The sequence below is a fragment of the Leucobacter manosquensis genome (assembly GCF_018304845.1).
GTDB lineage: Bacteria > Actinomycetota > Actinomycetes > Actinomycetales > Microbacteriaceae > Leucobacter > Leucobacter alluvii.
Window position 1 is genome coordinate 2,477,716 of the sequence record NZ_JAFEVO010000001.1, and the last position, 27,000, is coordinate 2,504,715.

At 67.5% G+C, this 27,000-nt stretch carries 26 protein-coding genes, 1 tRNA gene and 2 pseudogenes; 19 read left to right on the top strand and 10 right to left on the bottom strand.

All coding sequences use genetic code 11. The annotated features are described in order from the left end of the window. Positions 1 to 22 precede the first annotated feature (22 nt). Together JSQ98_RS11545 and JSQ98_RS11550 are read left to right on the top strand one after the other, a co-directional pair. Positions 23 to 1,555, top strand: a complete 1,533-nt coding sequence (locus tag JSQ98_RS11545) for a DHA2 family efflux MFS transporter permease subunit (RefSeq protein ID WP_346728782.1) — start codon at positions 23 to 25, stop codon at positions 1,553 to 1,555. 44 nt (positions 1,556 to 1,599) lie between these two features. Continuing rightward, positions 1,600 to 1,896, top strand: a complete 297-nt coding sequence (locus JSQ98_RS11550; protein ID WP_211649811.1) for an MTH1187 family thiamine-binding protein — start codon at positions 1,600 to 1,602, stop codon at positions 1,894 to 1,896. A gap of 321 nt (positions 1,897 to 2,217) precedes the next feature. Here the strand turns inward: JSQ98_RS11550 and JSQ98_RS11555 are convergent, their stop codons facing one another. The 4 genes and pseudogenes from JSQ98_RS11555 to JSQ98_RS15530 form a co-directional block, all read right to left on the bottom strand. Further along, positions 2,218 to 2,610: an SHOCT domain-containing protein gene (locus JSQ98_RS11555; RefSeq protein WP_346728783.1), complete on the bottom strand. Its 393-nt coding sequence runs from the start codon at positions 2,608 to 2,610 to the stop codon at positions 2,218 to 2,220. Between the two features lie 93 nt (positions 2,611 to 2,703). Beyond that, positions 2,704 to 3,135, bottom strand: a complete 432-nt coding sequence (locus JSQ98_RS15115) for a hypothetical protein (RefSeq protein WP_249290816.1) — start codon at positions 3,133 to 3,135, stop codon at positions 2,704 to 2,706. Positions 3,136 to 3,257: 122 nt separating this feature from the next. Further along, positions 3,258 to 3,530, bottom strand: coding sequence for a hypothetical protein (locus tag JSQ98_RS15120; RefSeq protein ID WP_249290817.1), 273 nt, complete (start codon positions 3,528 to 3,530; stop codon positions 3,258 to 3,260). A 104-nt stretch (positions 3,531 to 3,634) separates the two neighbouring features. Then, positions 3,635 to 3,937: pseudogene (locus JSQ98_RS15530) on the bottom strand (SulP family inorganic anion transporter); the annotation flags it as partial. A 299-nt stretch (positions 3,938 to 4,236) separates the two neighbouring features. Between JSQ98_RS15530 and JSQ98_RS11570 the strand changes: the two are divergent. From JSQ98_RS11570 to JSQ98_RS11605, 8 genes and pseudogenes are all read left to right on the top strand, one after another. Continuing rightward, positions 4,237 to 6,840: a helix-turn-helix transcriptional regulator gene (locus tag JSQ98_RS11570; protein ID WP_211649814.1), complete on the top strand. Its 2,604-nt coding sequence runs from the start codon at positions 4,237 to 4,239 to the stop codon at positions 6,838 to 6,840. 83 nt (positions 6,841 to 6,923) lie between these two features. Further along, the gene (locus JSQ98_RS11575; protein ID WP_249290819.1) at positions 6,924 to 7,871 is read left to right on the top strand and encodes a DUF1214 domain-containing protein; all 948 of its coding nucleotides are present in this window, start codon (positions 6,924 to 6,926) and stop codon (positions 7,869 to 7,871) included. Further along, a complete protein-coding gene (locus tag JSQ98_RS11580) occupies positions 7,868 to 8,362 on the top strand; it encodes a DUF6325 family protein (protein ID WP_211649815.1) in 495 nt (164 codons plus the stop codon). The genes JSQ98_RS11575 and JSQ98_RS11580 overlap by 4 nt, the downstream gene beginning before the upstream one ends. Before the next feature lie 83 nt (positions 8,363 to 8,445). Further along, the gene (locus tag JSQ98_RS11585) at positions 8,446 to 8,673 is read left to right on the top strand and encodes an SHOCT domain-containing protein (RefSeq protein WP_346728784.1); all 228 of its coding nucleotides are present in this window, start codon (positions 8,446 to 8,448) and stop codon (positions 8,671 to 8,673) included. A gap of 36 nt (positions 8,674 to 8,709) precedes the next feature. Next, positions 8,710 to 9,381, top strand: coding sequence for a GAP family protein (locus tag JSQ98_RS11590; RefSeq protein WP_211649816.1), 672 nt, complete (start codon positions 8,710 to 8,712; stop codon positions 9,379 to 9,381). 44 nt (positions 9,382 to 9,425) lie between these two features. Continuing rightward, entirely contained in the window at positions 9,426 to 10,724 is a 1,299-nt protein-coding gene (locus JSQ98_RS11595) for a DUF1254 domain-containing protein (protein WP_211649817.1), read from the top strand. A gap of 246 nt (positions 10,725 to 10,970) precedes the next feature. After that, entirely contained in the window at positions 10,971 to 11,486 is a 516-nt protein-coding gene (locus tag JSQ98_RS11600; protein ID WP_211649819.1) for a hypothetical protein, read from the top strand. A gap of 153 nt (positions 11,487 to 11,639) precedes the next feature. After that, positions 11,640 to 11,873, top strand: a pseudogene (locus JSQ98_RS11605) (thiamine-binding protein); the annotation flags it as partial. Positions 11,874 to 11,962: 89 nt separating this feature from the next. Here the strand turns inward: JSQ98_RS11605 and JSQ98_RS11610 are convergent. From JSQ98_RS11610 to JSQ98_RS11625, 4 genes are all read right to left on the bottom strand, one after another. Next, a complete protein-coding gene (locus tag JSQ98_RS11610) occupies positions 11,963 to 12,931 on the bottom strand; it encodes an NAD-dependent epimerase/dehydratase family protein (RefSeq protein WP_211649821.1) in 969 nt (322 codons plus the stop codon). 31 nt (positions 12,932 to 12,962) lie between these two features. After that, complete coding sequence (locus JSQ98_RS11615) at positions 12,963 to 15,692, bottom strand: alpha/beta fold hydrolase (RefSeq protein WP_211649822.1); 2,730 nt, start codon at positions 15,690 to 15,692, stop codon at positions 12,963 to 12,965. Continuing rightward, complete coding sequence (locus JSQ98_RS11620; RefSeq protein WP_090146151.1) at positions 15,689 to 16,756, bottom strand: 3-oxoacyl-ACP synthase III; 1,068 nt, start codon at positions 16,754 to 16,756, stop codon at positions 15,689 to 15,691. The genes JSQ98_RS11615 and JSQ98_RS11620 overlap by 4 nt, the downstream gene beginning before the upstream one ends. Positions 16,757 to 16,858: 102 nt before the next feature. Next, positions 16,859 to 18,037 (bottom strand): 4-hydroxybenzoate 3-monooxygenase, encoded by a 1,179-nt coding sequence (locus tag JSQ98_RS11625; RefSeq protein ID WP_211649823.1) that lies wholly within the window; start codon positions 18,035 to 18,037, stop codon positions 16,859 to 16,861. A gap of 209 nt (positions 18,038 to 18,246) precedes the next feature. Between JSQ98_RS11625 and JSQ98_RS11630 the strand changes: the two genes are divergently transcribed. From JSQ98_RS11630 to JSQ98_RS11660, 7 genes are all read left to right on the top strand, one after another. Beyond that, positions 18,247 to 19,011 carry an IclR family transcriptional regulator gene (locus tag JSQ98_RS11630; RefSeq protein WP_211649824.1) on the top strand — a complete coding sequence of 255 codons (765 nt, stop codon included), beginning with the start codon at positions 18,247 to 18,249 and terminating at the stop codon, positions 19,009 to 19,011. 87 nt (positions 19,012 to 19,098) lie between these two features. Further along, entirely contained in the window at positions 19,099 to 19,917 is an 819-nt protein-coding gene (gene pcaH, locus JSQ98_RS11635; protein WP_211649825.1) for a protocatechuate 3,4-dioxygenase subunit beta, read from the top strand. Further along, the gene (gene pcaG / locus JSQ98_RS11640; protein ID WP_211649826.1) at positions 19,917 to 20,507 is read left to right on the top strand and encodes a protocatechuate 3,4-dioxygenase subunit alpha; all 591 of its coding nucleotides are present in this window, start codon (positions 19,917 to 19,919) and stop codon (positions 20,505 to 20,507) included. The genes pcaH and pcaG overlap by 1 nt, the downstream gene beginning before the upstream one ends. Then, positions 20,497 to 21,975: a lyase family protein gene (locus tag JSQ98_RS11645; protein WP_249290820.1), complete on the top strand. Its 1,479-nt coding sequence runs from the start codon at positions 20,497 to 20,499 to the stop codon at positions 21,973 to 21,975. The genes pcaG and JSQ98_RS11645 overlap by 11 nt, the downstream gene beginning before the upstream one ends. Beyond that, positions 21,972 to 22,772: an alpha/beta fold hydrolase gene (locus JSQ98_RS11650; RefSeq protein WP_211649827.1), complete on the top strand. Its 801-nt coding sequence runs from the start codon at positions 21,972 to 21,974 to the stop codon at positions 22,770 to 22,772. The genes JSQ98_RS11645 and JSQ98_RS11650 overlap by 4 nt, the downstream gene beginning before the upstream one ends. Further along, positions 22,769 to 23,206 carry a 4-carboxymuconolactone decarboxylase gene (pcaC, locus tag JSQ98_RS11655; RefSeq protein ID WP_211649829.1) on the top strand — a complete coding sequence of 146 codons (438 nt, stop codon included), beginning with the start codon at positions 22,769 to 22,771 and terminating at the stop codon, positions 23,204 to 23,206. The genes JSQ98_RS11650 and pcaC overlap by 4 nt, the downstream gene beginning before the upstream one ends. A gap of 112 nt (positions 23,207 to 23,318) precedes the next feature. Beyond that, positions 23,319 to 23,894 carry a dihydrofolate reductase family protein gene (locus JSQ98_RS11660; RefSeq protein ID WP_211649831.1) on the top strand — a complete coding sequence of 192 codons (576 nt, stop codon included), beginning with the start codon at positions 23,319 to 23,321 and terminating at the stop codon, positions 23,892 to 23,894. Positions 23,895 to 23,992: 98 nt separating this feature from the next. Here JSQ98_RS11660 and JSQ98_RS11665 read toward each other — a convergent pair. After that, positions 23,993 to 24,066: transfer RNA gene (locus JSQ98_RS11665), tRNA-Met, on the bottom strand. Between the two features lie 86 nt (positions 24,067 to 24,152). Beyond that, positions 24,153 to 24,371 (bottom strand): hypothetical protein, encoded by a 219-nt coding sequence (locus tag JSQ98_RS11670; RefSeq protein ID WP_090146165.1) that lies wholly within the window; start codon positions 24,369 to 24,371, stop codon positions 24,153 to 24,155. Positions 24,372 to 24,517: 146 nt separating this feature from the next. Here JSQ98_RS11670 and JSQ98_RS11675 point away from each other — a divergent pair, with 146 nt between their 5' ends. Then, a complete protein-coding gene (locus tag JSQ98_RS11675; protein WP_090146167.1) occupies positions 24,518 to 25,465 on the top strand; it encodes an AsnC family transcriptional regulator in 948 nt (315 codons plus the stop codon). A gap of 101 nt (positions 25,466 to 25,566) precedes the next feature. Further along, positions 25,567 to 26,994, top strand: a complete 1,428-nt coding sequence (locus tag JSQ98_RS11680; RefSeq protein WP_211649833.1) for an amidase family protein — start codon at positions 25,567 to 25,569, stop codon at positions 26,992 to 26,994. Positions 26,995 to 27,000: the final 6 nt, after the last annotated feature.

Sequence of the window (27,000 nt, forward strand, 5' to 3'; positions counted from 1 at the left end):
CGGCCAGGAGTAGTCTTCTCGGGTGAGCACCGAAACCCCCGCTTCCCCGAAGCCCGAGATCCGCCCCTGGCCCGCCCTGTGGTCGCTGGTGCTCGGCTTCTTCATGATCCTCGTCGACACCACGATCGTCTCCGTCGCGAACCCCTCGATCATGGACGGGCTCGGCACCACGATGGTGGCGACGCTCTGGGCGACCAGCGCGTACCTGCTCGCGTACGCGGTGCCGCTGCTCATCACCGGCAGGCTCGGAGACCGCTTCGGGCCGCGTCGCATCTACCTCTTCGGGCTCACCGTCTTCACGCTGTCGTCGCTCGCGTGCGGCATGGCCGGGACGATCGAGGCGCTCATCATCGCGCGCGTCTTCCAGGGCCTCGGCGCCGCGCTCATGACCCCGCAGACGATGGCGGTGATCACCCGCATCTTCTCGCCCCGCAATCGCGGTTCGGCGATGGCCGTCTGGGGGATCACCGCGGGCGTCGCCACGCTCGTCGGTCCGATTCTCGGCGGCGTGCTGCTCGACGGGTTCGGATGGGAGTGGATCTTCTTCATCAATGTGCCCGTCGGCATCATCGGCTTCGTGCTCGCGATGCGATTCGTGCCGAAACTCGAGACGCACGCCCACCACTTCGACTGGATCGGCGTGCTCCTGAGCGCCGCCGGCATGTTCATGCTCGTCTTCGGCATCCAGGAGGGCGAGAGCTACGAGTGGGGTGTGATCTGGGGGCCGATCTCGGTGTGGAGCCTGATCATCGTCGGCGCGCTCGTACTGGTGCTCTTCGTCATCTGGCAGCGCGTGCAGCGCGGCGAGCCGCTGCTGCCGCTCGAGATCTTCAAGGACCGAAACTTCTCCGTCGGCACCGGCACGATCGTCACGGTCGGACTCGCCGTCACCAGCATGGGGCTGCCGCTCATGTTCTACTACCAGCTCGTGCGCGGCCTCACGCCGACCCAGTCGGCGCTCATGCTCGTGCCGATGGCGCTGCTCTCGGCTGGGCTCGCACGCCCCGTCGGTCTGCTCATCGATCGCACCGATCCGCGCCGCATCGCGACCTTCGGGCTCGCGCTCGTCGCCGCCGGCATGCTGCTGTACTTCTTCCTGCTGCGCCCCGAGACGCCGCTCTGGCTGCTGCTCGTGCCGAGCGCCGTGCTCGGCGTCGCGAATGCCTGCATGTGGGGGCCGCTCGCATCGATCACCACGTTCAGCCTCGCTCCGCAGCTCGCGGGCGCCGGCTCCGGCGTCTACAACACGTCGCGCCAGGTGGGCGCCGTGCTCGGGTCGGCCGCGATCGCCGCGCTGATGCAGTCGCGCATCGCCGCGGAGCTGGGCGGCGCGAGCGGTGGTGGTGCCGGCGCTGCTGGTGCTGCCGGTGGCGAGGCCGGGATGGGCGGCGGCCAGCTGCCCGAGGCGGCGCGCGAAGGGTTCGCCGCTGCGATGGCGCAATCCATGCTGCTGCCGGTGGCCGCGATCCTCATCGGGGCGATCGTGTCGCTCTGGTTCGCCCGCCGCCCGCAGAAGACCAACACCAACCCCATCGAGGTGCCGGCGGAGGCGTAGCGCTCACCTCACCTCATTGCACCCGAGAAAGGAACGCGAACACCATGATCCTCGCATTCTCCGTCGCCCCGTCGGGCACCGGCAACGCCTCCGTCTCCGATGCCGTCGCCGAGGCGGTGAAGGTGGTGCGCGCATCGGGCTTGCCGCACCGCACCTCCTCGATGTTCACCGAGATCGAAGGCTCATGGGATGAGGTCTTCGACGTCGTGAAGCGCGCGACCGAGGCGGTGCTGCCCTTCGGATCGCGGGTGTCGCTCGTGATGAAAGCCGACATCCGTCCCGGGTTCGAGGGTGAGCTCGACGGAAAGCTGGAGCGGCTCGAAGCGGCGCTGGAAGAGTAGAGGAAGCTTCCCGAGCCTCTGGCGCAGTATTGGACCGCTCGTCGGCTCAACTGCTGGAGGCCGGCAGCTTGGGTACGAGTGCTTGAGGGTACTTACAGGAGGCATGGGTCCTGTTGAGCCTGCTTCACGGTCGGGAAAGTGCAGCATGCTTGGCTGCATGGCGCCTCCTTGAGCACCATGGAAGGAAGATGGCCATCATCACCTGCCAAGGAAAACTCTGGAGGAAACGAAACAGAGCGATCCGGCTCGTGCTTGATTGCCCGGTTCAACGGGCGAAACTCAGAGCCACCAGAAGCCGGATCGCCGTCGGCGCTTCCGCGCCTACACGACGTTGAGAACGCGACCCTTCATCGCCGTGAACTCCTCGGATGTAATCGTGCCGGAATCGAGCAGCAACTTCGCCTTCGCGATCTCATCCGCCTGGCTCGCGCCGGCGACCTCGCGGATGTATGCGTCGGTTGCTTCCTTGCTCGCTTGGGCATCATCGTCCAGGCGCCCGGACATGCCCTGGCCGCGAACCACGAGATAGACCAGTGATGTCAGTAGCGGCACCAGCACGAGGAACAGGGCCCACGCAGCCTTGGCCCAGCCGTTCAACGTCCGATCTCGGAACAGGTCAATGATTACCATCAGGGCCGCGATCAGCGCCGAAATGAACACGAACGCCCAGAACATACAGGCGAGGACGTCCCAGATTGATTCGAACAGGGTCACAGTTGTTCCTATCTTGTGCAGTGAGCAGGGAACAAGGCCCCGCGCATTTGTGTTGTCGTCCCGGCGAGGCAACCATCAGTCGCCGCCGAGGGGCTAGGCGCAGTCGAGGCCTGACTCGGCTGTCTCGCGGGCACCGGTAAGCGCGCGTGCATCCTCGATGAGCGAGTCGCGCGCGGCCGTGAGCGAAGCGTCGTCGTCGATTTCCTGTAGCTGCTCAGAGAACGTCGTCCAAGCGCTCTCCAGTGCTTTGGACCGGTCATCGGCTACCGCGCTGATCGCCTCTACGGCCGTGTCGTGGGACTCGGCGACACGGTCACGGATTTCACGCAGCTCGCCCACGGTGGACGCCTCTGCGAGGTCCTCTGCGGCATTCGTCAGTGTCGCGTCGTAGTGACCGAGTGCGGCGCACGCGGCGGCGGTGTTTTCCTCCTCTGACGGACCAGACGGGGCGCACCCAGTGAGGCCCGCCAGACAGAGCGTGCTGACGAGCGCTGCGGCTGCAAGGCCACGGTGAGTCGTGTTCATGTTTCCCTTTCGTCATCGCCGGACGGGCCCAGCCGCTCCTGCGATCCATTCGTTCACGTGAGTACCCTGCCTGGAATGCGCCTCGCGTACGCGGTAATCGGGCGAATATCATCCGAATTGGATTATGCGGCGCCTGGCGGTTCCGACCGCTCCGCCGCGAGGATGAGCGTGGCCCCCGCCGCACGCAGCATGCTCGAGTAGCCCTCGAATTCGCGTAGAAACGTGCTGCCGATCCGATCCTTGCCGCGGAGCCGGAAGGTGACGGCCGGTTCCGTGCGCGTCGGTGGGGATGGTCGGCAGCTGACATTCGATGATGGGGCGGCCGCGAAGAACAGGGCTCCGTATGGGACGAATACGATGGTCTCGCCCACGGGCAGGGTTTTCGGGGCGGGCATCTCGCGCGGCGTCGGTCGGGGAATAGTCGGAGCGCAACGGCGAGCCCCGATCCTCCGGCCACGGCGACGGCCATGGCGAGCGCGCCGATCCGGGTTCGTTCGAGGAGCAAGATCAGCGCGAGCGTCACGGCGGAAAAGAGCAGGGTGGGAAGGCTCCAGTGCGCGATGTTGAGGAAGGAGCCGATAGCGTGCATCATCCGGTTCGCGGCATCTGCATGGCTCCCGGTTGCGTCGTCGAGCTGACCGAGCACGATGTTTATGGCGACCGCGTTGACAAAGCCGACCAGCACGGCCATCGCACCTGTCGCGTGTACTGACATGAACACTGCGTCGGTGGCGAGTGAGCCGCCGATCGTCCCCACGAGGTAGGCATAGAGCCCGTGCAAGGGATTGAGGCAGGGGAGCATGCCCGCGGTGAGCCCGTCTGGCACGCTCTCGACGCCAAGAACGAGGCCCCGCTCACAGGTCGGGGAGCACGGTGCGCCGCGAACCGAATTGGGCGAGGTAATTGCGAAGCGATGTGGGAAGCACCCTCATTTCATGTTCCTTCCTCGATCGGTCGTGAGGTGCGAAGTCACTGCGACAGCGGGCAATGCTCACACGGCGCGGCCACCAGATTGCCTGAGACCGGCGCACCGCGGAAGTACTTCGTCACGAAGTCATCCAGAGGTGATGACGGCGCCGCGCCCGCTGATACTCTGTGGCAATGGATCCCAGGCCCCCCGAGTCGTGGCTGCGTTCATCCTGGTTCCTCACGACGCCGCCGCAGCCGGTTCCTGGGATTGCCGCGCGGCCACGCCTCATCTCATGGCTGTCACAGTGTCTCGACTCCTCGGAGTTCGCTCTGATCGCAGCGCCTTCGGGCTATGGCAAGACTGTGATGCTCAGCGCGTTCGCGCACGAGAGCGTGTCACCGATCGCTTGGCTCACACTCACCCGACACGAGCGTGACGACGAGCGGCTGATTCTGCTCGGCTTGGTCTCCGCACTTGAGCGGCTGAGCCCGACGCGCACCTCAACGGCGACCCAGGTTGCGCTGCGTGCGTCGGCGCCGATCCATCAGACTGTGGCGACCCGGGATCTCTACGGCAGCATCGCCGGGTCGCTCGCGGCGTTGCCCGAACCTCCAGTCATCGTGATCGACGACGCGCACCACGCCGGCCCAATCCTGGGCGACGTTGTTGAACTCCTGCTCGGGCTCATCGAGAGCGGCGCCCGGTTTGTGCTCGCGGGCAAGCCGGAGCTGCTGCCGTGGTTCGCGAAGCGGGTTATGGCACAGCCCGGATCGCTCATCACATCGTCCGAACTCTCACTGTCCGCCGCCGACATGATCGAGGAGGCAGCGCGGTGCGGCGAAGTGCTCGACTCGGCAACCGCCGAGGCTCGGCGCAGCGCGACCGACGGCTGGCCGATCGCGTTCCAGATGCGCCAATTCAGCGCGCTTCGCGGCGCCCCGGAAGCAGACTGGCGTGACGACCTGTTCGTTGACTTCGTCGACACGAAGGTACTGCCAGCCCTGCAGCCGCGCATCCGTGAGTTCGTGCTCACCGCGACCACCTGTAATCGCCTCGACCGTGGCCTCGCAGGCGCGCTCAGCGGGATGGACGGCGCCGCCGCGCTGCTCGAGGAGTGCGTCTCATCAGGGCTCTTTCTCGAGCGCATCACCGATGGGGCGGTACACGGTACGGAGCGCACCGTGTACCGCTGGCACGACGCGTTCGGTGACGCGTGCCGCCGGATCGTGGCACGTACGAGCCCCGATCGCGCCGAAATCCTCAACGCGACCGCCGCGCGCGAGCTCTCGGCCCGATTCCCAGCCGAGGCGCTGCTGCACGCGGCGGAGGTCGACGACGCAGAGCTGACGCTCGCGATCATCCGGAGCTCCTGGATCCGCTTGATGCTTGAATCTGGCGCGCGGGCTCTGGAGCAGAGCTGCCTCTCCCTCCCGGCCAAGTACAGGGAGAACCCGGAGGTACTCGCGATCCGTGCCTGCTGCATCAACTTGGGCGGCGACCGATCTGGCGCTCGGATGCTCGCAGCCCGTGCTGTGTCGCTGGGGGAGGGGGACTACGACTTCGCCGCGACCTACGCATTCGCGCGACTCTTTCTGCTCGACGACCATGCGAGCCTCGTGCAGGCCACGGTGGACGCGGAGCGACTGCTCTCAGAGGGGGAGTCTGAAGCGACGATGCACGCCTACCGGGTATTCCTGGTGGGCTGGACACTGCTGCGCCTGCGCCACGATCCGGCGCGGGCGACGCGGCTGCTTCGCACAGCGACGAACGAGTCCCGGCTCCTGCGACGACCGATCCTCGAAAAGCGTGCGGCCTCCAACCTCTTCTTCGCCCTGAGCCTCGCGGGACGCCTGACTGACGCGGATCGACTCCTCGCGGGGACCCTCGCGCATGACGACCCGGATGACGACTGGGCCCACTACGACGGAGGGATCGGTCTGTTCGCGGTCGGCTTCTGCGCCTACTGGCGCGGGCGCTACGACGAGGCCGTGGACGCGTTTCGTGATCTGATCGCCCACGGTGGGCACGACGTGTCGTATGCCGCACTGGGACGGGTGTTCCTTGCGGTCATCGCGGCCGCACGCAAGAGCCCGCGCGACATCCTCGCCGCCCAGGCGCAGCTCGGCGGCATCGGACGCTCGGAGACGCACGGCATGCCGTGGCCTGTGTACGGGGCGATTGCACGAGCGTCCTTGCTCGCCGTTCAAGACGAGTCGGCGCGTGCGATTGACACCCTTGTGCCGCTGCTTAGGGAGCCGAACGTTCCGATCGTGCGGATCATCGCCGCGGAGCTTGCGCGGACCTTGGGTGACGCGGCTCTCGCGATGGACTTCCTCGCCGGCCTCACCCCGGCCGAGCGTTCCGTCTCATACATCGACGTCGCTGCCCAGATCACCGCGGCACTGGTCGCCCATCAAACAGGTGACGCAGCGCGCGCGCACGAGCGCATCGAGCGGGCGCTCGGACCTGCCGCGGAGGAGGAGGTGCTGCAGCCGTTCTTCTCCGCGGACCCAATGCTGCGCGAGCTGCTTGCTGCTCACGCAGTGTCCGGATCGCAGCACGCCGAGTTCATCGCCGCGCGGCTCGCGGACCTTGAATCCGGATCAGGCGATGCGTTTGGTGCTGCGTTGTCCGAGCGCGAGCGGGAGGTGCTCGCGTACCTGCGCACGCCGATGACCGCCGGTGAAATCGCGACCGCTCTCTTCGTTTCAGTGAACACGGTGCGCAGCCATCAGCGGGCGATCTACCGCAAACTCGGGGTCACCAATCGGCGAGACGCAGTGAAGCTTCGGTAGGAGAAGTGGAACGTCGCATCCGGGCCACCAGATCATTAAAGATGGATGATGCGCCCGGGGCCGTCGCTCGGCATGCTATCGGTATGGATACTTCTCCCGTCACGGTGACGTTCGAAAACTTTGCAAGGATCGAGAGCGAACGCATGTTCGCCGGGATCGCAGCTGCTGCGGGATCGTCAAACCTGTGGAACCACTACCGCGTTCCAACCCCCATCGACCAGCAGACCGTGATCCGCATGAACCGGGACACTCTTTACAGTGCGGCAATCGTCGACGTGAGTCAGGGTGCCACGATCACGATTCCGGAGTCCGGTGGCCGGTACACCTCGATCATGCTGGTGAACCAGGACCACTACATCAATCGGGTGCTCCACGAGGCTGGCACTTACGAGCTCACGGCCGAGGAGCTCGGCAGCGACTTCGTGTGCGCCGCGGCGCGCATCCTGGTGAACTCTGAAGACGCGGTCGACGTCGCTGAAGTCAACCGCCTGCAAGATGAGCTCAGTCTCACCTCAGTGGCCGGCGGCCAGTTCACCCCCGCCCTCTACGATCAGACGTCGTTCATGGAGACTCGCGACGCGGTGCTCGTGCTCGCGCGTGGGCTGCGTGGAATGGAACGCTGCTTCGGCCGCCGCGAGGAAGTCGACCCCGTGCGTCACCTGCTTGGCGCGGCGATCGGTTGGGGCGGATTGCCCGAGTCTGAGGCCTCGTACATTAACGTCGAGCCGCGTCTGCCAGTCGGCGAATACACCCTCACGGTCGGTGATGTCCCGGTGGAAGGGTTCTGGTCGATCTCGCTCTACAACGTCGACGGCTTCTTCGAGCCGAACGAGCTCGGCGCGTACAGCGTGAATAGCGTTACGGGCGTCCGTGACGCGGACGGCACGATCACCGTGCGCTTCGGCGGAGATGCGTCGGCGCCCAACTACCTGCCTCTCGCGGAGGGTTGGAACTACCTCGTGCGCCTCTACCGACCGCGCTCAGGCGTTCTTGACGGGTCCTGGACATTCCCGACGATCGACCCCGCATGAGCATCTCGGCCGCCGCGCCGTTCGAGCTCGGCCCCGTTGAAGTCTTCGTCGTCGAGTTCGACGGTAGTGAGGTGGATCCGAGGGTGCTCGCCGCGCTCACCGCGCTCGACGAAGGTGGGCAGGTGCGGCTTGCAGACTTGGTCGTCGTCGTGCGCCTCGTCGATGGTGGGATCCATGTGACTGAGTTGTCCGAGCTCGCCGCGTTTGACGACCATACGGGAGCATCTGTCGAGCTGGTCGCGAAGGGCCTCATTGGTGAGGACGATATCGAGGATGCTGCGGCGGGACTCTCTCCAGGAACGGGGGCGGCCCTCGCCGTGCTCGAAATGCGCTGGGCCAGGACACTCTCCTCTGCGCTCGCGCAGGCGAACGGACGCCTGGCGCACGTCGCATTGATCTCGGCTCCCGCGATCAATGAACTTGTTGCGGCGGCGCGCACCGGACCGTCCCCCACGTCGTCTACGGAGCCGAACGCGAAGGAGCATGCATAGTGGCGTTTATCGGTCGCGCCGGTCGCCCCGGCTTACTTGGGCTTGCAGCCCGTAGCGCAGTTGTCGCGGGAACCGCGACCGCGGTGAGTGGCGCCATTGCGCGTCGGCAGAACGAGCGCGCGGTTGCGGCGCAGGCCAACCCGGTCACCGTTTCGTCAGTCCCGGCTCCCGCTTCGGCTCCGACAGCCGCTGCATCCTTGGTCGGCGCCGACCTTGTCGCGCAACTGCAGCAGCTTGCGTCGCTGCAGCAGCAGGGCGTCCTCTCTCCGGAGGAGTTCGATCGCGCCAAGCAGCAACTGCTCGGGCCCTAAACGACGCCGCACCCCGACCAGAAAGGATCGATTCTCTTGCTCGAAGTCATCGGTGCCACGCTCACCAACGCGGCAGCCATCGCGGTGAGTCCGATCCCGATCATCGCCGTGATCCTCATGCTGATGTCTCCGCGTTCAACGCGCAGGGGCCTCGCCTTCCTCATCGGCTGGTTCGTGGGGATCGTGATCGCGACGACGCTGTTCACGCTACTTGCCGGCGCGATCCCCGCCGACGCTCCGGGCGGCTCGCGGCCGATCCTGGGCGGCGTGCAGCTCCTGCTTGGCCTTGGCCTGCTATTCCTCGGGGGGCGACAGTGGCACTCGCGTCCTGAGTCTGGCACCACTCCCGAGTTGCCCGCTTGGATGTCGAAGATCGATCAGATGCGCGCCCTGCCGGCGGCGGGGCTCGCCTTCGCGCTCGCAGCGGTCAACCCCAAGAACCTCCTCGTAGCTGCCGCTGCCGGCAGCGAGATCGGGCGCAGAAACCTCCATGCTGGTGAGCTGATCACTACGATCGTCGTGTTCAGTCTTATCGCCGCGCTGAGCGTCCTCGTCCCCGTTCTCTTCGCGGTCTTTGCGCCGCAGACGTCGGCAAGGGGACTCTCCGGGATCCGCGCCTGGCTCACCGTCAACAACTCCGCCATCATGACCGTGCTTCTCGTTATTCTCGGGGCAAACGTCATCGGCAAGGGCCTGGGCTCGTTCTAGTCGCTCGTCTTCTGCGCTCGCAACCGCAAACCACAGGGAGTCATATGTCTGCCGCACCGCTGGATCTCACCACCGCCTACCTGTACGGGTTCCCGCTCGTCTTCAATCTCGACCAGGTCGCACGCTACGTCTCGACCGGAGTGGGGAAGAACCCGGCAGCGCCCTGGAACTCGTTCAGCCATGCGCGCACCCTCGCCGGCCCGGATGACAAGTTCGTGACCATCAACAACGACACGCTGTATTCGATGGCGCAGCTCGATATGAGCGTGGGCCCCATCGTGCTCAGCGTGCCCGCGACGCAAGACCGTTACTTCGTGCTCCAGTTCGTGAGCGCCTGGACCGATAACTTCGCCTACATCGGACACCGCGCCACTGGCAGTGAGGCCGGCAACTACCTGCTCGTGCCGAGCGACTGGGACGGAACTGAGCCGGAAGGGACCATCGTGGTCCGCGTGCCGACCCGCGTGGCGTCGATCGTGGGACGCTGGGCCGTTGACGGAGAGGCTGACCTCTCGGCAGTGCACGCACTGCAGGACGCGACCACGCTGGTTCAGCAGAATCCGGAGGCCGCGACTATTGGGCTTCCGGAGGCAGAGAGCGCTCAGACGGAAGCGGGCGAGTTCTGGGAAAAGTACCGGCTCTGGAGCCAGGAATTCCCGCCTGCGTTGCGCGACGAAGCGCTGTTACAGGGGACGCTCGCGACCCTCGGCGGGAGCGAAGAGGAGGCGCTCGAGACCGGCTACGCCGCGGGGCAGGCGGCGCTCGAGGAAGTCTTGAAGTGGGGCGCCGGCAACGCGCTCGTCAATGGTTGGAACCTTACCTACCATTCCTTCGATTACAACCTCGACTACTTCGAGGTCGGGTCGCTTGACGACCCCGCATTTAAGATCACTGACCCGCAGCGCCGCATCGTGCAGCGCGCTGGGGCAGCGCTCGGCGGCCTGTGGGGCAACCAGGCGTTCGAGGCCGCCTACATCGCGACCTACGTCGATGAGCGGGGCGATCCGCTCGACGGCCGCAACAGTTACACGCTGCACCTGGCACCCACGCCGCCTGTCGACGCGTTCTGGTCGCTGACGATGTACGACGTGCCCAGCTACTACCTCGTCGATAACACCGAAGCGCGCTTCTCGATCGGGGACCGCTCGCCAGGGCTCGAGTACGAGGCCGACGGCTCGCTGGTCATCACGATCAGCCACGCGGAGCCCACGGGTGCCCGGGCTCGTGCGAACTGGCTTCCTGCCCCCGCCGGTGCGTTCAGGCCCGTGTTACGCATGTACGAGCCGGGCCCCGAAGTGCTTGACCAGCGCTACACGGTCTCGGCGATCACCCGCCAGAGCTGATCCACGCCCACGCTGCCGACCCTCGTGTGAGTTGGTTGGTCTCGCCTTGCTTGCGACGTCCGCCGGATCGAAGACAGTGAGCGTGGTCCCTTTCGGGGGAGTGCCCCGGTGCCAGATGAGGACCTCGAAAGTTAGAAGCTGCAGACCGACTCGCCGCTTACATACTCAGTGTGCCCGATCTTAGATCCCAGATCCCAGCGGACAGGACGGGCCATAGGTTGTCTCAGGTTGCCTACTATTAGCATCATGTCTGAAAACAGCCATCGTTCGCGCAGCTTCACTACACAATTAGCCACTGGCGAGGGGGTCTACGGACTGATCCTGGTTTCGGGGCTCGTGGCTACCGCGAGCAGCGCTGGTGCTTCATCGTTTCGAGTGTTGACCTTCGTGGCTATAACGGTTGCCGTATTCTGGCTTGCGCACGTTTACTCGAATGTGGTCGCGGGTCACGGTCGTGCCGATCAAGACGGTCGCCCCAAACTGCTGAGGCAGAGTGTGCGTGAGTCTGTGCGAGAAACTCGCGGGATGCTCTTCGCGACGGTGTTCCCGGCAGCAACCTTGCTGCTCGGCGTGTTGGGCGTCGTACAGGATCGCACCGCTAATTGGCTCGCGTTGTGGGTGTGCGTAGGCGCTCTCGCTGCTCTGGGATACCGGTCCTATCAGGCTGTGGGGGCGCGTCTGGGCACAAGAATCATCGGCGCACTCGCCACTGCTTCGTTTGGCCTGATCATCATCGCGGCCAAAGCTATCGTGACCCATTAGGTCGGGCGCAGCAGCTTGGCTAAACCGCGCTGGGTGCAGTGCAATGCAATTCCTTGATCGAGAAGAATCTCAGTGATTCCCTGGCTGCCTCTGTGAAGAATGCTAGGTCAGATGGACGTTGAGATGAGCTTCCGACCTGGCCCGCAAATGGTTGCCACACGCGTCGCTCATGAGGGTACCTCAAGTCCCAATCGATCCATGTTCACCGAGATCGAGGGCGAGTGGGACGAGGTCTTCGACGTCGTGAAGCGCGCGACCGAGGCGGTGCTGCCCTTCGGGTCACGGGTGTCGCTCGTGATGAAAGCCGACATCCGTCCCGGGTTCGAGGGCGAGCTCGACGGGAAGCTGGAGCGGCTCGAAGCGGCGATCGGGGATGCGGGCGAGTAACGGGCTCGGCAGCGCCTGCCGCCAAGCGCGCCTCATTGCATGCGCGCGCACGCTCGCCGCTCACGACGTCGGGTCCGCAGACCAGCAGCTCACCGTCCGTAGTGCCGAGCTACAGCCGCCATGCCTTCGGCGAAACTCACCGCGGGTTCCCACTTGAGCACTTCGCGTGTGCGGCGCTGATCGAACCAGTGCGCGGTCGACATCTGCTCGGCGAGGAAGCGGGTGAGGGGCGGCTCGTCGTCATGCTCCTGCAGGTTCCAAACGGTATCCACGGTGGTGCCGGCCGCGAGGGCGAGCCCGACTGGGAGTCGAAGCCGAGGTTTCCGCGCACCCCCGGCCAGCGCGAGGCGTTCGATGAACTCTGCGATCGGCCGCGGCTCTCCGTTGGTGACGACGAGCGCTTCCCCGTGCACGCGGGTGACCGCGTCGAGTGCCGCGATCATCGCGTCGACGGCGTTGGAGAGGTAGAGGGTGTCGACGAGGGCCGCGCCAGAGCCGAGGATCGGCATGCGCCCCTGTCTGGACCGCACGATGATCCGCTCGGTCAGCTGGGTGTCGCCCGGGCCCCAGACGAGGTGCGGGCGCAGCACGAGCACGGGGAACTCATCTGAACTCGCCGCGAGGGCGAGGAGTTCGCCCTCGCCTTTCGTGCGCGCGTACTCTCCACGGGCGGAAGTCGGGTCGGCCGCCTCGGCCGGCGCTCCGACGAGAGACGTCCCCGAATGCGCGACGGAGGGTGAGGAGATGTGGACGAACCGGGTCACCCCAGCGCTCCGCGCAGCATCGAGTACGCTCCGCGTGCCGTCGATGTTGACTCTCTCGAAGTCCCTCGCGTCACCGGCCATCGATACCTTGGCGGCGAGGTGGATCACGGCGGCCTGGCCGGCCATTGCTCTCGCAACCGCGTCGTCCTCGGTCACGCTCCCCAGCACATCGCGCGCGCTCTCGACGCCTGAGGGCCGGCGCTGCAGCGTGGTCACTTCGTCTCCGCCGTCGATCAACGCCCGCACGACCGAGGAGCCGAGCACGCCCGAGGCGCCGGTGACGAGTACCTTCATGGGAGTTCCTTTCGCGCCGAGTCGATCGGTGTCACGGCGCGCCGATGCGCTCACCGCGCAGCACGGCGTCAGCCCACACCGACAGTCGTGTGCGATCGATCTTCGAGTTGTGACGGATGTCGGTCGGGAACGAGGTCGACACCAGCACCGCGGCGACGTCGTGCGGGAAGTGCTCTGCGAGCGCCGTCCGCACCGCGTCCGTGAGCTCCAGAGGAGCAAGATCCGACCGCATGCGGGTCCCAGGCGCTGGTTCGACGACGACGACGACGGCCTGCGCTCCTCGCGGGCCGGCCCCGACGACGGCCGAGCGGTACACCTGGGGCACCTGGTCGACGACGGCTTCCAATCCACCGGGGCCGAGCGGTCCGGACGAGGTGGTGAGCACGTGCTGCAGACGCCCCTCGATCCAGATCCGACCATCGGGGTCGATGTGGCCGATATCGCTCGTGCGGTGCCAGACCAGGCCGTCGAGTGTGTCGCGCTTCGACGCCGCGTCGGTGTGCCACAACCCGTCGTAGCCCGCTTTGAGGTGCGGGGCCGAGACGACGAATTCACCGAGAACGTCGACGGCTGCGGTGTCCGTGAGGAGAGCATCGGCGGGCCGCCCGGTCTCGTCGAGCGGCGCGACAGCGATTCGCACGCGCGGAACCGGCCTCCCGACGCAGACGCCGTGATCCCGGGATTGCGCGACGGCGGCCGCGACGCCCTCGCGATCGATATCGGTGAGCATCAGGCCCTCGGTCATGCCGTAGGGCGAGCGGATCTGCGCGTTCGGAAAGAGCTCCGCGAGGTTGTCGAGCAGTCGCAACGGCACGGGAGCTCCGGCCGACAGGACGAGCTCGACGCCCGCGAGGGCTGCGCGTTGCTCGGAGGTCAGGTCAGCGGCGGTCGCCTGTACGTTGCGGTACGCGGCAGGAGATGCGAAGACCATCGTGCATGCGCCGGCGAGAATCGCATCGGCGAGCGCGGAGGCCGTCAGGGTGCGCGGCTTCGTGACCGACATGTCGGGAGTCACGCTGCGGATGCCGAGGCCCGGCCCGAGCAGAGCGAAGGGGGCGAATCCGGCCGCCCAGCTCGTTTCGCCGTGCACGGTGAACTGCTCGCGGAGCGTGCGGGCCAGCGCGCCCAACCGGGCGTGCGTGTACCGCACGCCCTTCGCCGGCCCCGTCGACCCAGAAGTGAACAGGATCACGGCGTCATCATCGGGGCCGGGGGAGCGGATCGGCTCGTGGCCCGGCGCGCGCGACAGCTCGGTCACACTCGTCTCGACGCCCAGTGCGGCGCGTTCGAGTGCGTTCAGCCGTCGAACGGAGATGCGCCGGCCGGGCCATCCGGCGGCTCGGGCCAGGAGCAGGCCGGGCTTCTGGCCGATGATCCACTGCGGATCGGATGCTTTGACGGCACGGGTCATGCCGGCCGCGCCGAGCCCGGAATCGGCGACGACCGCCACTCCACCCGCCTTGAGCACGCCGTAGAGCACCGCGGTGAGATCGTTGCCCGGAGTCACCAGCAACGAGACCCGGTCTCCCCGTTTCAGGCCCAGCTGCTGCAACCCCTGCGCGATTCCATCGCTCACGCTCGTGAGCTGCCGCCAGGACACCTCGTGCGGCGGGGTGCGCGTCATGTCGACGCTCGCCACTGAGGAATCATTGCGACGGGCGTCGAGAGCTTCGAAGATCATCGGAGCGCGAGGATCGCGCGCGGCGGTGACGGCGCCTTCCGTGCTCTGGCGCGATGCCCCTTCTGGGGACGGGGTCTCGCCGGGGAAGCGCTGCCGAAGCCAGGCGAGGATCAGGGATGCGACGTCGGAGTCCTCACTGACGAGGTGCGAGGCCTGCTCCACGCGATGCACGTCCGCCTGCGGCAGTCGCTGACGGAGGTCGCGCAGGAACTGCTCACCGAACACCGGGTCCTTCGGTCCCCAGACGAGCAGCGCCGGAGTGTCGATGCCGCTGATGTCGGCAGCCGACTGCTGGAGCTCGGCATACGACGGATGGGAGGGATCGACGGGAACATCGGCGACGAATGCGCCGATACCGCCTCGCAGACCGGCGGCGCGATACGGAGCGCGGTACGCGTCACGAATCTCGGATGGGATGGGCCCCTGACCGAGATGCAGGGTGGTGCGCAGAAACCCGTCCGTGAACACGGTGGAGATGGGCAGGATCGGCCCGCTCAGCGCCAACCGGAGGGGGGCCGGAAGCGACATCTCCGCGGGGAGGTGCACGCCCGTGTTGAGGCTGATCACCCCGTCCACGATGTCGAGGTTTCGTGCCGCCCAGGTGAGCGATACGATGCCGCCCCAGTCATGGCCGAGGGTGACGATCGGATGCGAGGGCGATCCCTCGGCCCCGGCAGTGTCGGCGAGCAGCGACCGCACGACCGCGTCGAAATCACGCACGCGTTCGGCAAGACGGCGGTATCCGGACCCGTGCGTCGTGGGCAGCGCATCATGCGTGAGGCGCTCGGAGTAGCCCATGTCGAGCTGATCCGGGGCGATGACGCGCCAGATCCTTCCTGTGGCGTCGCTCAGTGCTGCGGCGGCGACGCCGCGCCACAAGTACGACCACGTGGGGTTTCCGTGCAGCGCCAGAATGGTGCCACTCGGCTCGAGACCTCGCGCCTGCAGCGCTGGAAGGGTGTCGAGTACATGGAACGTGCGTTCGCCGTCTCCTGTATCCACCGTCACGAGACGCGACCACTGCTGGTCCCACTCGGGGAGGAGGCCTGGGAGAACCGCCGGACGCGCCGTGAACCTCACCAGGTGATCTCCACCATTGCAGTGTTCAGACCTGATCCGACGCCCAAGCAGAGAACGCGGTCGCCTGGCTTCATCTTCGGAGCTGTGCGGGCGAGGGTGATCGGCAAGGAGGCCGGGCCCACATTGCCCAGCTCAGGATAGGTCTTGGCGATCCTGGACTCGTCGATGTCGATGGCGTTCGTCAGGGCATCGACGTGGACGTTCGAGACCTGGTGCGGAATGTAATGATCCATGTCCTTCCAGTCCCAGTCGTTCTCGTGAGCCTCGTGCCAGGCGTCGGAGATGAGTCTCATGCCGTTGCTGAGCAGCCCTTGCGTATCGGTGAACATGCCCTCGTAGTCGCCAACGCAGAGCGCGTGATTCCACGTCGCTGCGCGCGAGACTCCACCATGGATACGGTGCCCTTCGGGGTGCAGATCCGCTCGTCCGAGCACGGCAGCGGCGGCTCCGGAGCCGAGGGTCAGCGTCGCGAATTCGTTCAGGTACTCTTCGCGAGTGATGCCGTCGCGATTCAAGCGGGCGACGGTGGCCTCTTGCACCCGCGACATGTCCTCGCCCGCGACGATGAGTGCGTAGTCGATCTGGCCGGCATCGATCATGCTCGCAGCGACGGTGATCCCGTTGACGAATCCCAGGCATGCATTGGTGATGTCGAAGTTCATCGCTGCCGGGCCGAGGCCGATGCTGTCGTGGACGGCGACCGCGACGGATGGCTCGAGCGCCTCGCGAGAAACCGAGGCGTTGATCAGAAGCCCGATCTTCTCTGCTGGGATTCCTGACTCGGCCAGCGCCTGACGTCCGGCGGAGGCCGCTCCTTCGATGTAATCCGTTGGACGTTCCCAATTGCGTTTCGCGGAGACGCCTGCGACCCGCTGGAGCAGGCCTCGCGGAAGGTTCAGACTCTTGAGCGTGTCGCTGAGTCGTTCGTCGAACGATTGGGAGGTCACCTCGACCGGTGCGACAGCTTCGGCGAGCCCGAGAAGTGCGACGTTCGAATGTCGTGAGTTGCTGTTCGCGGCGTCTGCATCGGACCCGGTGGCCGGCGACGGAGGTTCGGGTTTCATTGGGGTCAACTGTAGTCGTATGACATAACTCAACCTTCATATGTCGCGCGCAGCGACTGCCCGGTACGCGTTTTTCGACACGGTGCCCGTCACATTCGTCGGTCAGAACGAGGAGGGGAGCGGCCACCCGGTGTACGCCTCGGCCAGGAAGCGCTGGCCGGCCTCGGACTCGATGACGCTTCTGAGTTCTCCGAGCTGCCGCTGGCGGTCGAACGCGTCGGAGCCAGGCACCGCGTGCAGCATGCTCGTCATCCACCAGGAGAAATGCTGGGCCTTCCAGATGCGGCGGAGCGCCGTTTCGGCGTACGCGTCGATGCCCCGCTCATCGTGCTCGACGAGGAGACGCCGCAGTGCATCGCCGAGCAGCAGCACGTCCGCGATCGCGAGATTCATGCCCTTGGCCCCAGTCGGGGGCACTGTGTGCGCGGCGTCGCCCACGAGCGCAGCGCGACCGCGCCGCAGCCCGCCGGCGACGAAGCTGCGGAAGCGCAGCACGTCGCGTTGGAAGATCGGACCCTCGGTGAGGCGCGTGCCGGGAACCCGACGCTGCAACGCGTCCCAGATCTCGGCCTCGCTGAACGCGTCAGGGTCGGTGCTCGGGTCGCACTGGAAGTACATGCGCTGCACCGTCTCCGACCGCTGACTGATCAGCGCGAAGCCGTCGGGCGCGTTGCTGTAGATCAACTCGTCTGAGCTCGGCGCCGCCTCGCACAGCACACCGAACCATGCGAAGGGATACTCGCGGAATGCGCCGTTCCCGCGGTCACCGGCGATCGCGGGGCGCACGACGCTCCGCGATCCATCAGCGCCGACGACGAAGTCGCAACGGATCTCGAACGGGGCTCCGTCAGCGTCCGTGCCGGCGACGCGCGGCTCCGAATCGACGTCGTGCACGGCGGTGACGCTCGTGCTGAACCGCAGATCTTGCCCGGCGGCGAGGCGCGCAGCGATGAGGTCTTTCAGTACCTCGTGCTGCGGATAGAGCCACACAGACCGTCCGACGAGTGACGGGAAATCGATGCGGTGGCCCTCGCCGGCGAAGCGGAGTTCGATGCCGTCGTGGCGGTGCCCGACGGTGCGGGCACGGCTGCCTTCGATGCCGTCGAGCACCTCGACCGTCCCCTGCTCGAGAATGCCTGCGCGGATGGTCGTCTCGATCTCCTGACGACTGCGCGCATCGACCACGATGGATTCGACGCCTGCCGCTGCCAGCAGGTGCGACAGCAGGAGGCCGGCGGGCCCCGCTCCGACGATGGCGACTCGGGTGCGCTCGACGGTCATGGGTCTCCTTTGGCGGGGTCGAATGGGGCGCCGGTATCGCGCGCGGCGTGCGAACGGCGCGTGCCGAGTGCAGCCATGGCGATCCGCGACCAGTGTGCTGGGATCGACCCCGCCCGGCCGCACTTTTCTCACTCACTGGGAAACCGGCCGGACCTACCCCACCCCGCCCGCCCGCTACGCTCGGCAGGAGGGGAACTCGAGGAGGCGAGATGGCGGAGCAGGCGACGCCTGGCGTGCTCGACCGCGCGCTCGCGGTGTTGTCGTGCTTCAGCGAGGACGAACCCGAGCTCTCCGCCGGCCAGCTCGTCGAGCGCACTGGCCTCGCCTCGTCGACGCTCCACCGCCTCGTCGCCGTGCTCGTCGACCGCGGTCTGCTCACGCGCCTGCCGAATCGGCGGTTGGCGGTTGGTGCGCGGCTGTGGGAGCTCGGCGAGCTCTCCCCGCTCGCGCTGCGCCTGCGCGAACGCGCGATCCCGCACCTCATGCGGCTCTACGAGGTGACGGGCGAGAACGTGCACCTCGGCGTGCTCGATGGGCCGGCGGAGCGCGCGAGCGTGCTCTACGTGGGGCGCGTCACCGGCCGCCGTTCGATCCCCACGGTGAGCCGTGCGGGCGGGCGGGGTCCGCTGCACACGACGGGCGTCGGCAAGGCGCTGCTCTCGGGGTGCGACGACGCCTGGTTGCAGCGCTACTTCGGCGCGAGTCCGCTGCTCCGGGAGACGACGCACTCGATCGTCGACGAGCACGCGCTCCGCACCGACCTCGCCGCCGGCCGCGCGCGCGGCTACTGGAGCACCCGCGAGGAGATGACTCTCGGCAATGTGTCGATCGCCGTCGCACTGCCGAGTGTTGACGGATTGCCCCCGATCGCGCTCGGCGTCGTGGTGCACCTCGAGCGGGCCGACGAGCGGCTCCTGTCACGGCTCGTGCAGCAGGCGGCGAAGGAGATCCACTCCGAGATACGGAGCAGCTGATTCCCGCTCAGTGAGAACTCCGGGAGCGATCGGCGTCGTCGGCTGCCACGCTGAGGCGCAGGTCACGACCTCGAAGGAGAGCACCTCATGCCCGAGCACCCCATCGCCCCGGCACCGGAAGCCCTGCTCGCAGCACCCGATCAGGCTTCTCAGCAGCAGATCTCGGAGGAGATCGCGTCACTCCACGCCGACTTCTTCCGCCGCGCTACCGATGGCGAACGCCTGCCGCGCACCATGTACGACTTCCCGCCGTACCGTTCGAGCCTGCTGCGGCATCCGACGAAGGACCCGCAGCTCGTCGATCCGGAGACGATCGAACTGTGGTCTCCCGCCTATGGGCAGCGCGATGTCGCGGCGATCGAATCGGACCTGACGCTGCACCACACGGGTGAGCCCCTCGGCGAGCGCATCACGGTCACCGGGCGGTTGCTCGACGCGTGGGGCCGCCCCGTGCCGAATCAGCTGATCGAGATCTGGCAGGCGAACGCGGCGGGCCGGTACATCCACCAGCGCGACCAGCATCCGGCACCGCTCGATCCGAACTTCACGGGTGCGGGTCGCGCGATCACGAACGAAGCCGGCGAGTACACGTTCACGACGATCAAACCGGGGCCGTATCCGTGGAAGAACCACGTGAACGCCTGGCGGCCGGCGCACATCCACTTCTCGGTGTTCGGCCGATCCTTCACGCAGCGCCTCGTCACCCAGATGTACTTTCCGGGCGACCCGCTGTTCGCGCTCGACCCGATCTACAACTCGATCCGCGAGCAGAAGGACCGTGATCGGCTCATCGGCGTCTACGACCACGACCTGACGGTGCCGGAGTTCTCGATGGGCTACCGATTCGACATCGTCTTGGACGGCCCGCAGGCCACCTGGTTCGAACCCGAGGAAGGGGAGCACTGATGCCCCGGCAACCCGCGCCCCAGCAGCACTCGCCCGCGCCCGCGAAGACGCTCGCCCCGACCCCGGGCCAGACGGTCGGCCCGTTCTTCGCGTACGGCACCACGTTCCCGAAGCAGCACGAGATCGCCTTCCCGCACTCGCCGGGCGCCATCGTGCTGGCAGGAACCGTCTTCGACGGGGCCGGCGCCCCGATCCCCGATGCGATGATCGAGATCTTCTCCGCCGATACGGATGGCAGTGTGCCGCGAGCTCGAGGCACGCTGCGCCGCAACGATCATGCGTTCACCGGTTTCGGGCGAGCCTTCACCGACGACGAGGGGCGCTTCGAGTTCTGGACCCGCGACCCCGGGTCGTCGTCGGGCGAGGCGCCGTTCTTCGCGGCGATCGTCTTCGCTCGCGGTCTGCCCGACAAGCTGCACACGCGGATCTACCTCCCCGACGATGCAGCGCGCCTCGACGCCGACCCGCTGCTCTCCATGCTTTCGGCCGAACAGCGGAGTACGCTCGTGGCAGCACGCACGCCAGAGGGCCATCTCGCTCATGACATTCACCTGCAGGGTGCGAAGGAGACCGTGTTCCTTGCCTACTGATCCGGATGCACACGCACCCCGCCGCGAGTTCGACGCAGGGCTCCTCTCGCCGGTGAGCGCGGGAAGCGACGCCGTACTGGCCGATGCGGAGGTGCTCGGCGCGCTCGTCGCGACCGAGGTAGCACTGGTGCGGGCGTGGGCCGAGATCGGTGTCGCACCCCGCGCACAGGCTGCCGAACTGTCATCCGCCCTCGGCTGGAGCGGAACGGGCGAAGTCTGCGCGGGCTTCGACGCCTGGCTGCCGCAGCTCGCGGCGGAGGCCCCGGGCGGCGGCAACCCCGTGATTCCATTGGTGCCGAAACTCCGTGACCGCACCGCCCCCGAACTGCGGCACTGGGTGCACCGCGGTGCGACCAGTCAAGACGTGCTCGACTCCGCGCTCATGCTGATCGCGCACCGGGCAGGCCGTGAGACGCTGCAGCGGTTGCGGCAAACGGAAACGGCGCTCGCGCAGCTCGCGAGCACCGAGCGGGATCGCGTCGCCGTCGCCCGTACCCTGACTCAGCACGCGGTGCCGACCACGTTCGGCCTGCGCGTCGCCGGGTGGCTGCGCGGGGTGCGGCGCGCCGCCGACCGTCTGTCAGGCGCGCTCTCGGAGCTCCCGGTGCAGATCGCCGGGGCGGGCGGGACGATGGCGGGATACGTCGCCGTCGCTCGCGCAGAGCTCGGTTCGGACGAGTGCGCCGTGCGCGCTGCGGGGGAGCTCCCCGCAGCGTTCGCCGCAGAGCTCGGGCTCGCGACCCCGGACGGGTCTTGGCACACGGTGCGCTGGCCGATCACCGAGCTGGGCGACGCACTCGTGCAGTGCGTCGATGCACTCGGCGTGCTGGCGGCCGATGTGGCGACCCTCAGCCGCACAGAGATCGGCGAGGTCGCAGAGTCGCGCGGCGGTGGATCATCAGCGATGCCGCAGAAGCGGAATCCGGCGCATTCCGTGCTGATCCGCTCCGCGGCGATCCGCGCACCTCATCTCGCCGCGACGCTGCACGCCGCTGCGGCGCTCGCCGTCGACGAGCGACCCGATGGGGCGTGGCACGCCGAGTGGCAGACGCTGCGCGAGCTGCTCCGCGTCACGCTCGGCGCGAGTGCCCATGCCGCCGAGCTCACCGCGGGTCTCGCCGTCGACACTGACGCGATCGCACGCAATCTGGGGATGACGAACGGCCTGATCGTCGCCGAGCGGCTCTCGATCGTGCTCGGCGCGATCATCGGCGCCGAGCGGGTGAGCGACATCGTGTCGCGGGTGCGGGACGGGGCGGGGCTCGCCGACGCGCTGCACGCCGAGCCCGGCCTCGCCGATGCTCTCGCCGCCCGAGGAGGGCCGACGATCGCACAGCTGGCTGATCCTGCGCAGTACGTCGGCTTGGCCCACAGGTTCGTCGATCACGCGCTCGCACCCGGCGCTGCCCAGGAGGGCGGCGCACGCCCCGCAGCCGACGCGCCCGCCCCGACAGAGGAGCCAGGATGACCGCCCCAGAAATCGCACTCACCGAACCGATCGGCGCCGACGGTGCGCCGCTGATCGTGCTCGCCCACTCCCTGGGCACCGGCCCGCTCATCTGGGAGCCCGTCGTGCCGCTGCTCGCGAAGGAATACCGCGTGTCGCTGCTCACCCTGCCCGGCCATGGAGTCGCGCCGGTACCCACGGACGCGTTTACGCTCGACGAGCTCGCCGATGTCGTGGCAGATCGCGTGCGCGAATTGGCGGGCACGGTCGGCACCGCGTACTTCGCGGGGGTCTCGATCGGCGGTGCGCTCGCCCTCACGCTCGCACTGCGGCACCCCGATGTCGTCACGCGTGCGGCCAGTCTCGCCTCGGCCGCATCGCTCGGCTCGTCGGAGCACTGGAAGACGCGTGCGGCCACAGTGCGCACGCAATCGACCTCGGCGCTCATCGCGGCATCCGCGCAGGCGTGGTTCGCGCCCGAATCGATCAGCCGCGAGCCCGAGCTGACCGGGCGCATTCTGCACGCGCTGCAAGACACCTCCGACGAGGGGTACGCGCGCTGCGCGGAGGCGCTCGCGACGTACGACCTGCGAGACCGGCTCGGTGAGATTCGCATCCCGGTACTCGCGCTCGGGGGCCGCCAGGACCAGGTCGCTCCCGAGGAACGGCAGGACGAGCTCGTCGCGGGCATCCCGAATGCGCGGAGACTGATGATCGAGGACGTGGCGCATCAGCCTCCGGCAGAGAACGGTTCCGCCGTCGCGGAGGCGCTCCTCGCGTTCTTCGGCGCGGACGCGAGCGGAGGGGGCCGGGCATGAACGCCGAGCCGAGTGACGCGACGGGATCAGCGGGCGCAGGAGCAGGCGGGCTGTCGGACGCGGGGCGCTTCGAGCAGGGCATGGCCGTGCGCCGCGCCGTGCTCTCAGACGCGCACGTCGATCGCGCGAATGCGCAGATGACCCCGTTCACCGCCGACTTCCAGGACTTCATCACGCGCACCGCGTGGGGCGACATCTGGTCGCGGCCAGGGCTCGACCGGCGGTCGCGCTCCGTCGCGGTGCTCACCGCCCTGATCGCGCTCGGTCACGACGCTGAACTCGCGATGCACGTGCGCGCGGCGCGCGCCAACGGGCTCACCGTCGACGAGATCAAAGAAGTGATTCTGCAGGCCGGGCTCTACTGCGGGGTGCCGGCGGCGAACTCCGCGTTCGGCGTCGCGCAGCGGGTGCTCGAGGAGCTCGGGGACCTGTAGCTCCGGGGTGACCTGCTCAGCGCACGTCGACGACGGTGCTTATCATGGGAGTCATCGCCGGCGGCATCACGAGCTCCGGGCGCGACAGTGCGGTACGAGCAGGGGACGGGTGATGGCGCGAGAACTCGTATGGACCGGATTCATCACGCTCGACGGGGTGATGGACTCGCCCGGCGGCCCGAGCGAGGGGCACCCGAGCGGCGGGTGGGTCATGCGCACGCCGTTCGACGAGGCGGCGTTCTCGCTGAAGGGCGAGGAGCTCGAGGAGACGACGGCGCTGATGTTCGGGAGACGCAGCTACGAGGCCTTCGCCCCGATCTGGCGGGATTCCGAGGATCATGCCGCGTACCGGGATCTCCCGAAGTACATCGTGTCGTCGAGCCTCGACCCCGAAGAGCTCGTAGCGGGGTGGGGGCCGAGCACCGTGCTGCGCTCCGAGGCGGATGTCGCGGCGCTCAAGGAATCCGACGGGGGTGCGATCTTCATCCACGGCAGCGGAGAGCTCGCCCGCCGGCTGTCGCGCGCCGGACTGATCGACCGGTACCACCTGCTGGTGTTCCCGGTGCTGCTCGGCACGGGGAAGCGGGTCTTCCCGAGCGATGAGCCCGGCGAGCAGAAACTCGTGCTCCGGGAGTCGGAGGCCTACGGGAACGGGGTCGTGAAGCTGATCTACGACGTCGTTCGCTGATCCAGCGGCGAAACGTGCGGCGTCGACCGCATCAGTGCTCGCACACAGCACAATGCCCCTGGTGCGGAGCGGACTCCGGACCAGGGGCATTGTCTTCGTTGCGGGGGCGGGATTTGAACCCACGACCTCCGGGTTATGAGCCCGGCGAGCTACCGAACTGCTCCACCCCGCGGCACGTGACAACCGTATCGCGGCAGCCGGGGAAGTTCGAATCGGGGAGCGCATCCGGCGCGTCGCCGCGAGGAGCCGGGGGCGGTGTCACCGACCGGAGGGCGGAAGCTTGTCGATCCCGTGACGGTTGGGCTCACTCGGTTCCGCCGCTGTGTCGGGCGATGCCTGCGTCGCACCGGAGGGGGTCTCGCCGGAGGTCGGGTAGCTCGGCTTGTCCGCTTCGGTCGGCGCGTCATGTGCGGCGTCGCGCTCGTCCTGCGGCGGGAGGTGGTCGAGGGGCTGCTTGATCTCGTCTGCGTTCGTCATGCACTCCACCCTCCGTCGAAGTCGCCGGAGGGGCCAGGGGATTGCACTCGCGCGGGTGATGTGTTGGGCCGAACCGCTCCGCCGGAGCAGCGACCGTCGTGCGGTGACTACGATCGAGAGAACACGCGCACTGAGGAGGCCCACACGTGGATGACGTGCTTTCCGAGCTGGATCGCCGCATCGTCGGCGCACTGCAGGTCGACGGCAGAGCGCCTTGGAGCAGTGTCGCCCGCGCGCTCGACGAGCCACTGCGCACGGTCGCTCGCCGCGGCAGGGTGCTGCTGGAGTCGGGGATGCTCTCGGTGGTCGGGCTGCGCAATCTCGGCCCCACCTGCGTGATCGAGATCACCTGCAAGCCGTCTCGTCTGGAATCACTGGCGGAGGAGCTCGCACAGCACCCGGGAGTCGTCTACGTCTTCGTTCTCGCGAACCCGTCGAGCGTGCTGGTCGAGGTGCACGAGCAGATGTTCGATCTCGGCACGATGACGCTCTCGGTCATTCCCGCGTACGCCGGTGTGCTCGAGGTGTCGGCTACGCCGGTGCTCCACTATTTCAAGACGAACGCCGACTGGCAGCCGGGGTTGCTGACGGCGGCCGAGACGTCGATGCTCGGATCGCGGGCCCGCGTCGAGGAGTCGACGGCGCCGCCAGAGCGCCTCGACGCCGCCGACAGTGCGATCGTTCAAGCGCTCGAACGGGATGGGCGAGCGGGAATCGCCGAATTGGCCGAGCTCGCGGGGGTCACCGAGCCGACTGCGAGGAAACGGCTCGCAGACCTCGATGCGCGCGGAGCCGTCGCTACGCGCGTGCTGATCGATCCGCACCTGCTCGGGTTCGGCATCGAGACGTGCGTGCGCATCGACTGCGTCCCCGGCGAGGTGCGGGCGGTGGGCGAGGCGATCGCCGATCTGCCCGAGAGTCGGTACGTCGCGGAGTTGCTCGGCGAGCATTCGCTCATCGCGCACTTCGCGGCCGACGACCTGCCGCACGTGCGTCGACTGCTGCACGAGGAGTGGACCACGAGGGTCGGTCGCCTGCATCCGGCGCTGGTCACTCGAGTGGTCAAGCGAAGTGGACGCATCATCGCCGCCTGAGAAGCGCGAAACGAAAACTTTTGCGTCGATGTTGGCGTAAATCCAAAGTCGTGGTTAACTTACTGACCGTAGTAGTAAGTCAATGACGATGGGAAAGCGCTATGGCCGATCCGGCCGAACTCTCCGCCACGGAACTCCGAGCGGCACTGGGTGCCCGTGACATCAGCGCCGTCGAGGCGGTGACCGCGTATCTGGCGCGCATCGAGCGCGGCGCGGCAGTGAACGCGATGGTCACGGTGGATGCCGCCGCGGCGTTGCGACGGGCAGCGCAGCTCGACGCCGAGGGGCCCGACCCGAGCCTCCCGCTCTTCGGGCTCCCGGTCGGCATCAAAGACACCCACGACACGGCAGGCATGCGTACGACATACGGCTCGATCCGCCACGCCGAACACGTGCCGCAGCACGATGCACTGCACGTGCGGCGCATGCGGGAAGCCGGAGCCATTGTCATCGGGAAGACGAACGTCCCCGAGTACGCCGCCGGTTCTCACTCCGTCAACCGAGTCTTCGGTGCGACGCGCAATCCGTACGCGCTCGACCGTTCGGCGGGGGGAAGCAGCGGCGGGGCGGCTGCGGCGCTCGCCGCTCGCCAGGTCGCCCTCGCCGACGGGAGCGACATGGGCGGCTCGCTTCGCAACCCCGCCTCGTTCTGCAATGTCGTCGGACTGCGGCCCTCGCCGGGAGTGGTTCCCGAAGCCGAATCGACCAATCTGCTCACGCCGCTCACCACCGCCGGGCCGATGGGGCGTACCGTCGACGACGTCGCACTGCTGCTCTCGGTGATCGGAATTCCAGATGCGCGCACCCCGATCGCCGCGCCGTCCCTGGGTGCCGCGGGCGAGCCCCGAGACCTCCGCGGGTTGCGGGTGGCCTGGGCGCCGACGCTCGGCGGCAACGCGCCGCTCTCGGCCGACGTCGCCGAGGTGCTCGAACGCGCCGTCGCGCTGCTGGCGGAAGCGGGGGCGAGCGTCGAAACGGCCTGCCCCGATCTCAGCGGCGCAGCAGACGCCTTCCTCACCCTGCGCGCAGCCGAATTCGAGATGACGTGGGGCGATGCGCTCGACGCCGACCCAGAAGACTTCAACGAGCGCCTCACCTGGAATATCACGCAGGGGCGCTCGCTGACCGGACGCGACATCATGAGCGCGCAAGAGCGCCAGACCGCACTCATGCGCGGGGCTGCGCGCTTCTTCGAGAACTTCGACGTGCTCCTCGCGCCGGCAGTGACGGTCGCGCCGTTTCCCGTCGACTGGGATTACCCGCGCACCATCGCCGGTGAGGCGCAAGCGCACTACCTCGACTGGATGCGCGCGGCGACGACGATCACCATGCTCGGCGTGCCGGCGCTCTCCGTACCCGCCGGTTTCACACGCGAGTCGCTGCCCGTCGGCCTGCAGATGGTCGGGCCGTTCGGCAGCGATCACCGGCTGCTCGGGATCGCCAGAGCCTACGAGGCCCTCACGGGCTTCGCCCGTCACTCCCCAGAACTTCCGACCGCCTCTCACCATTGGAGCAATGAAGCACGATGAAACCTC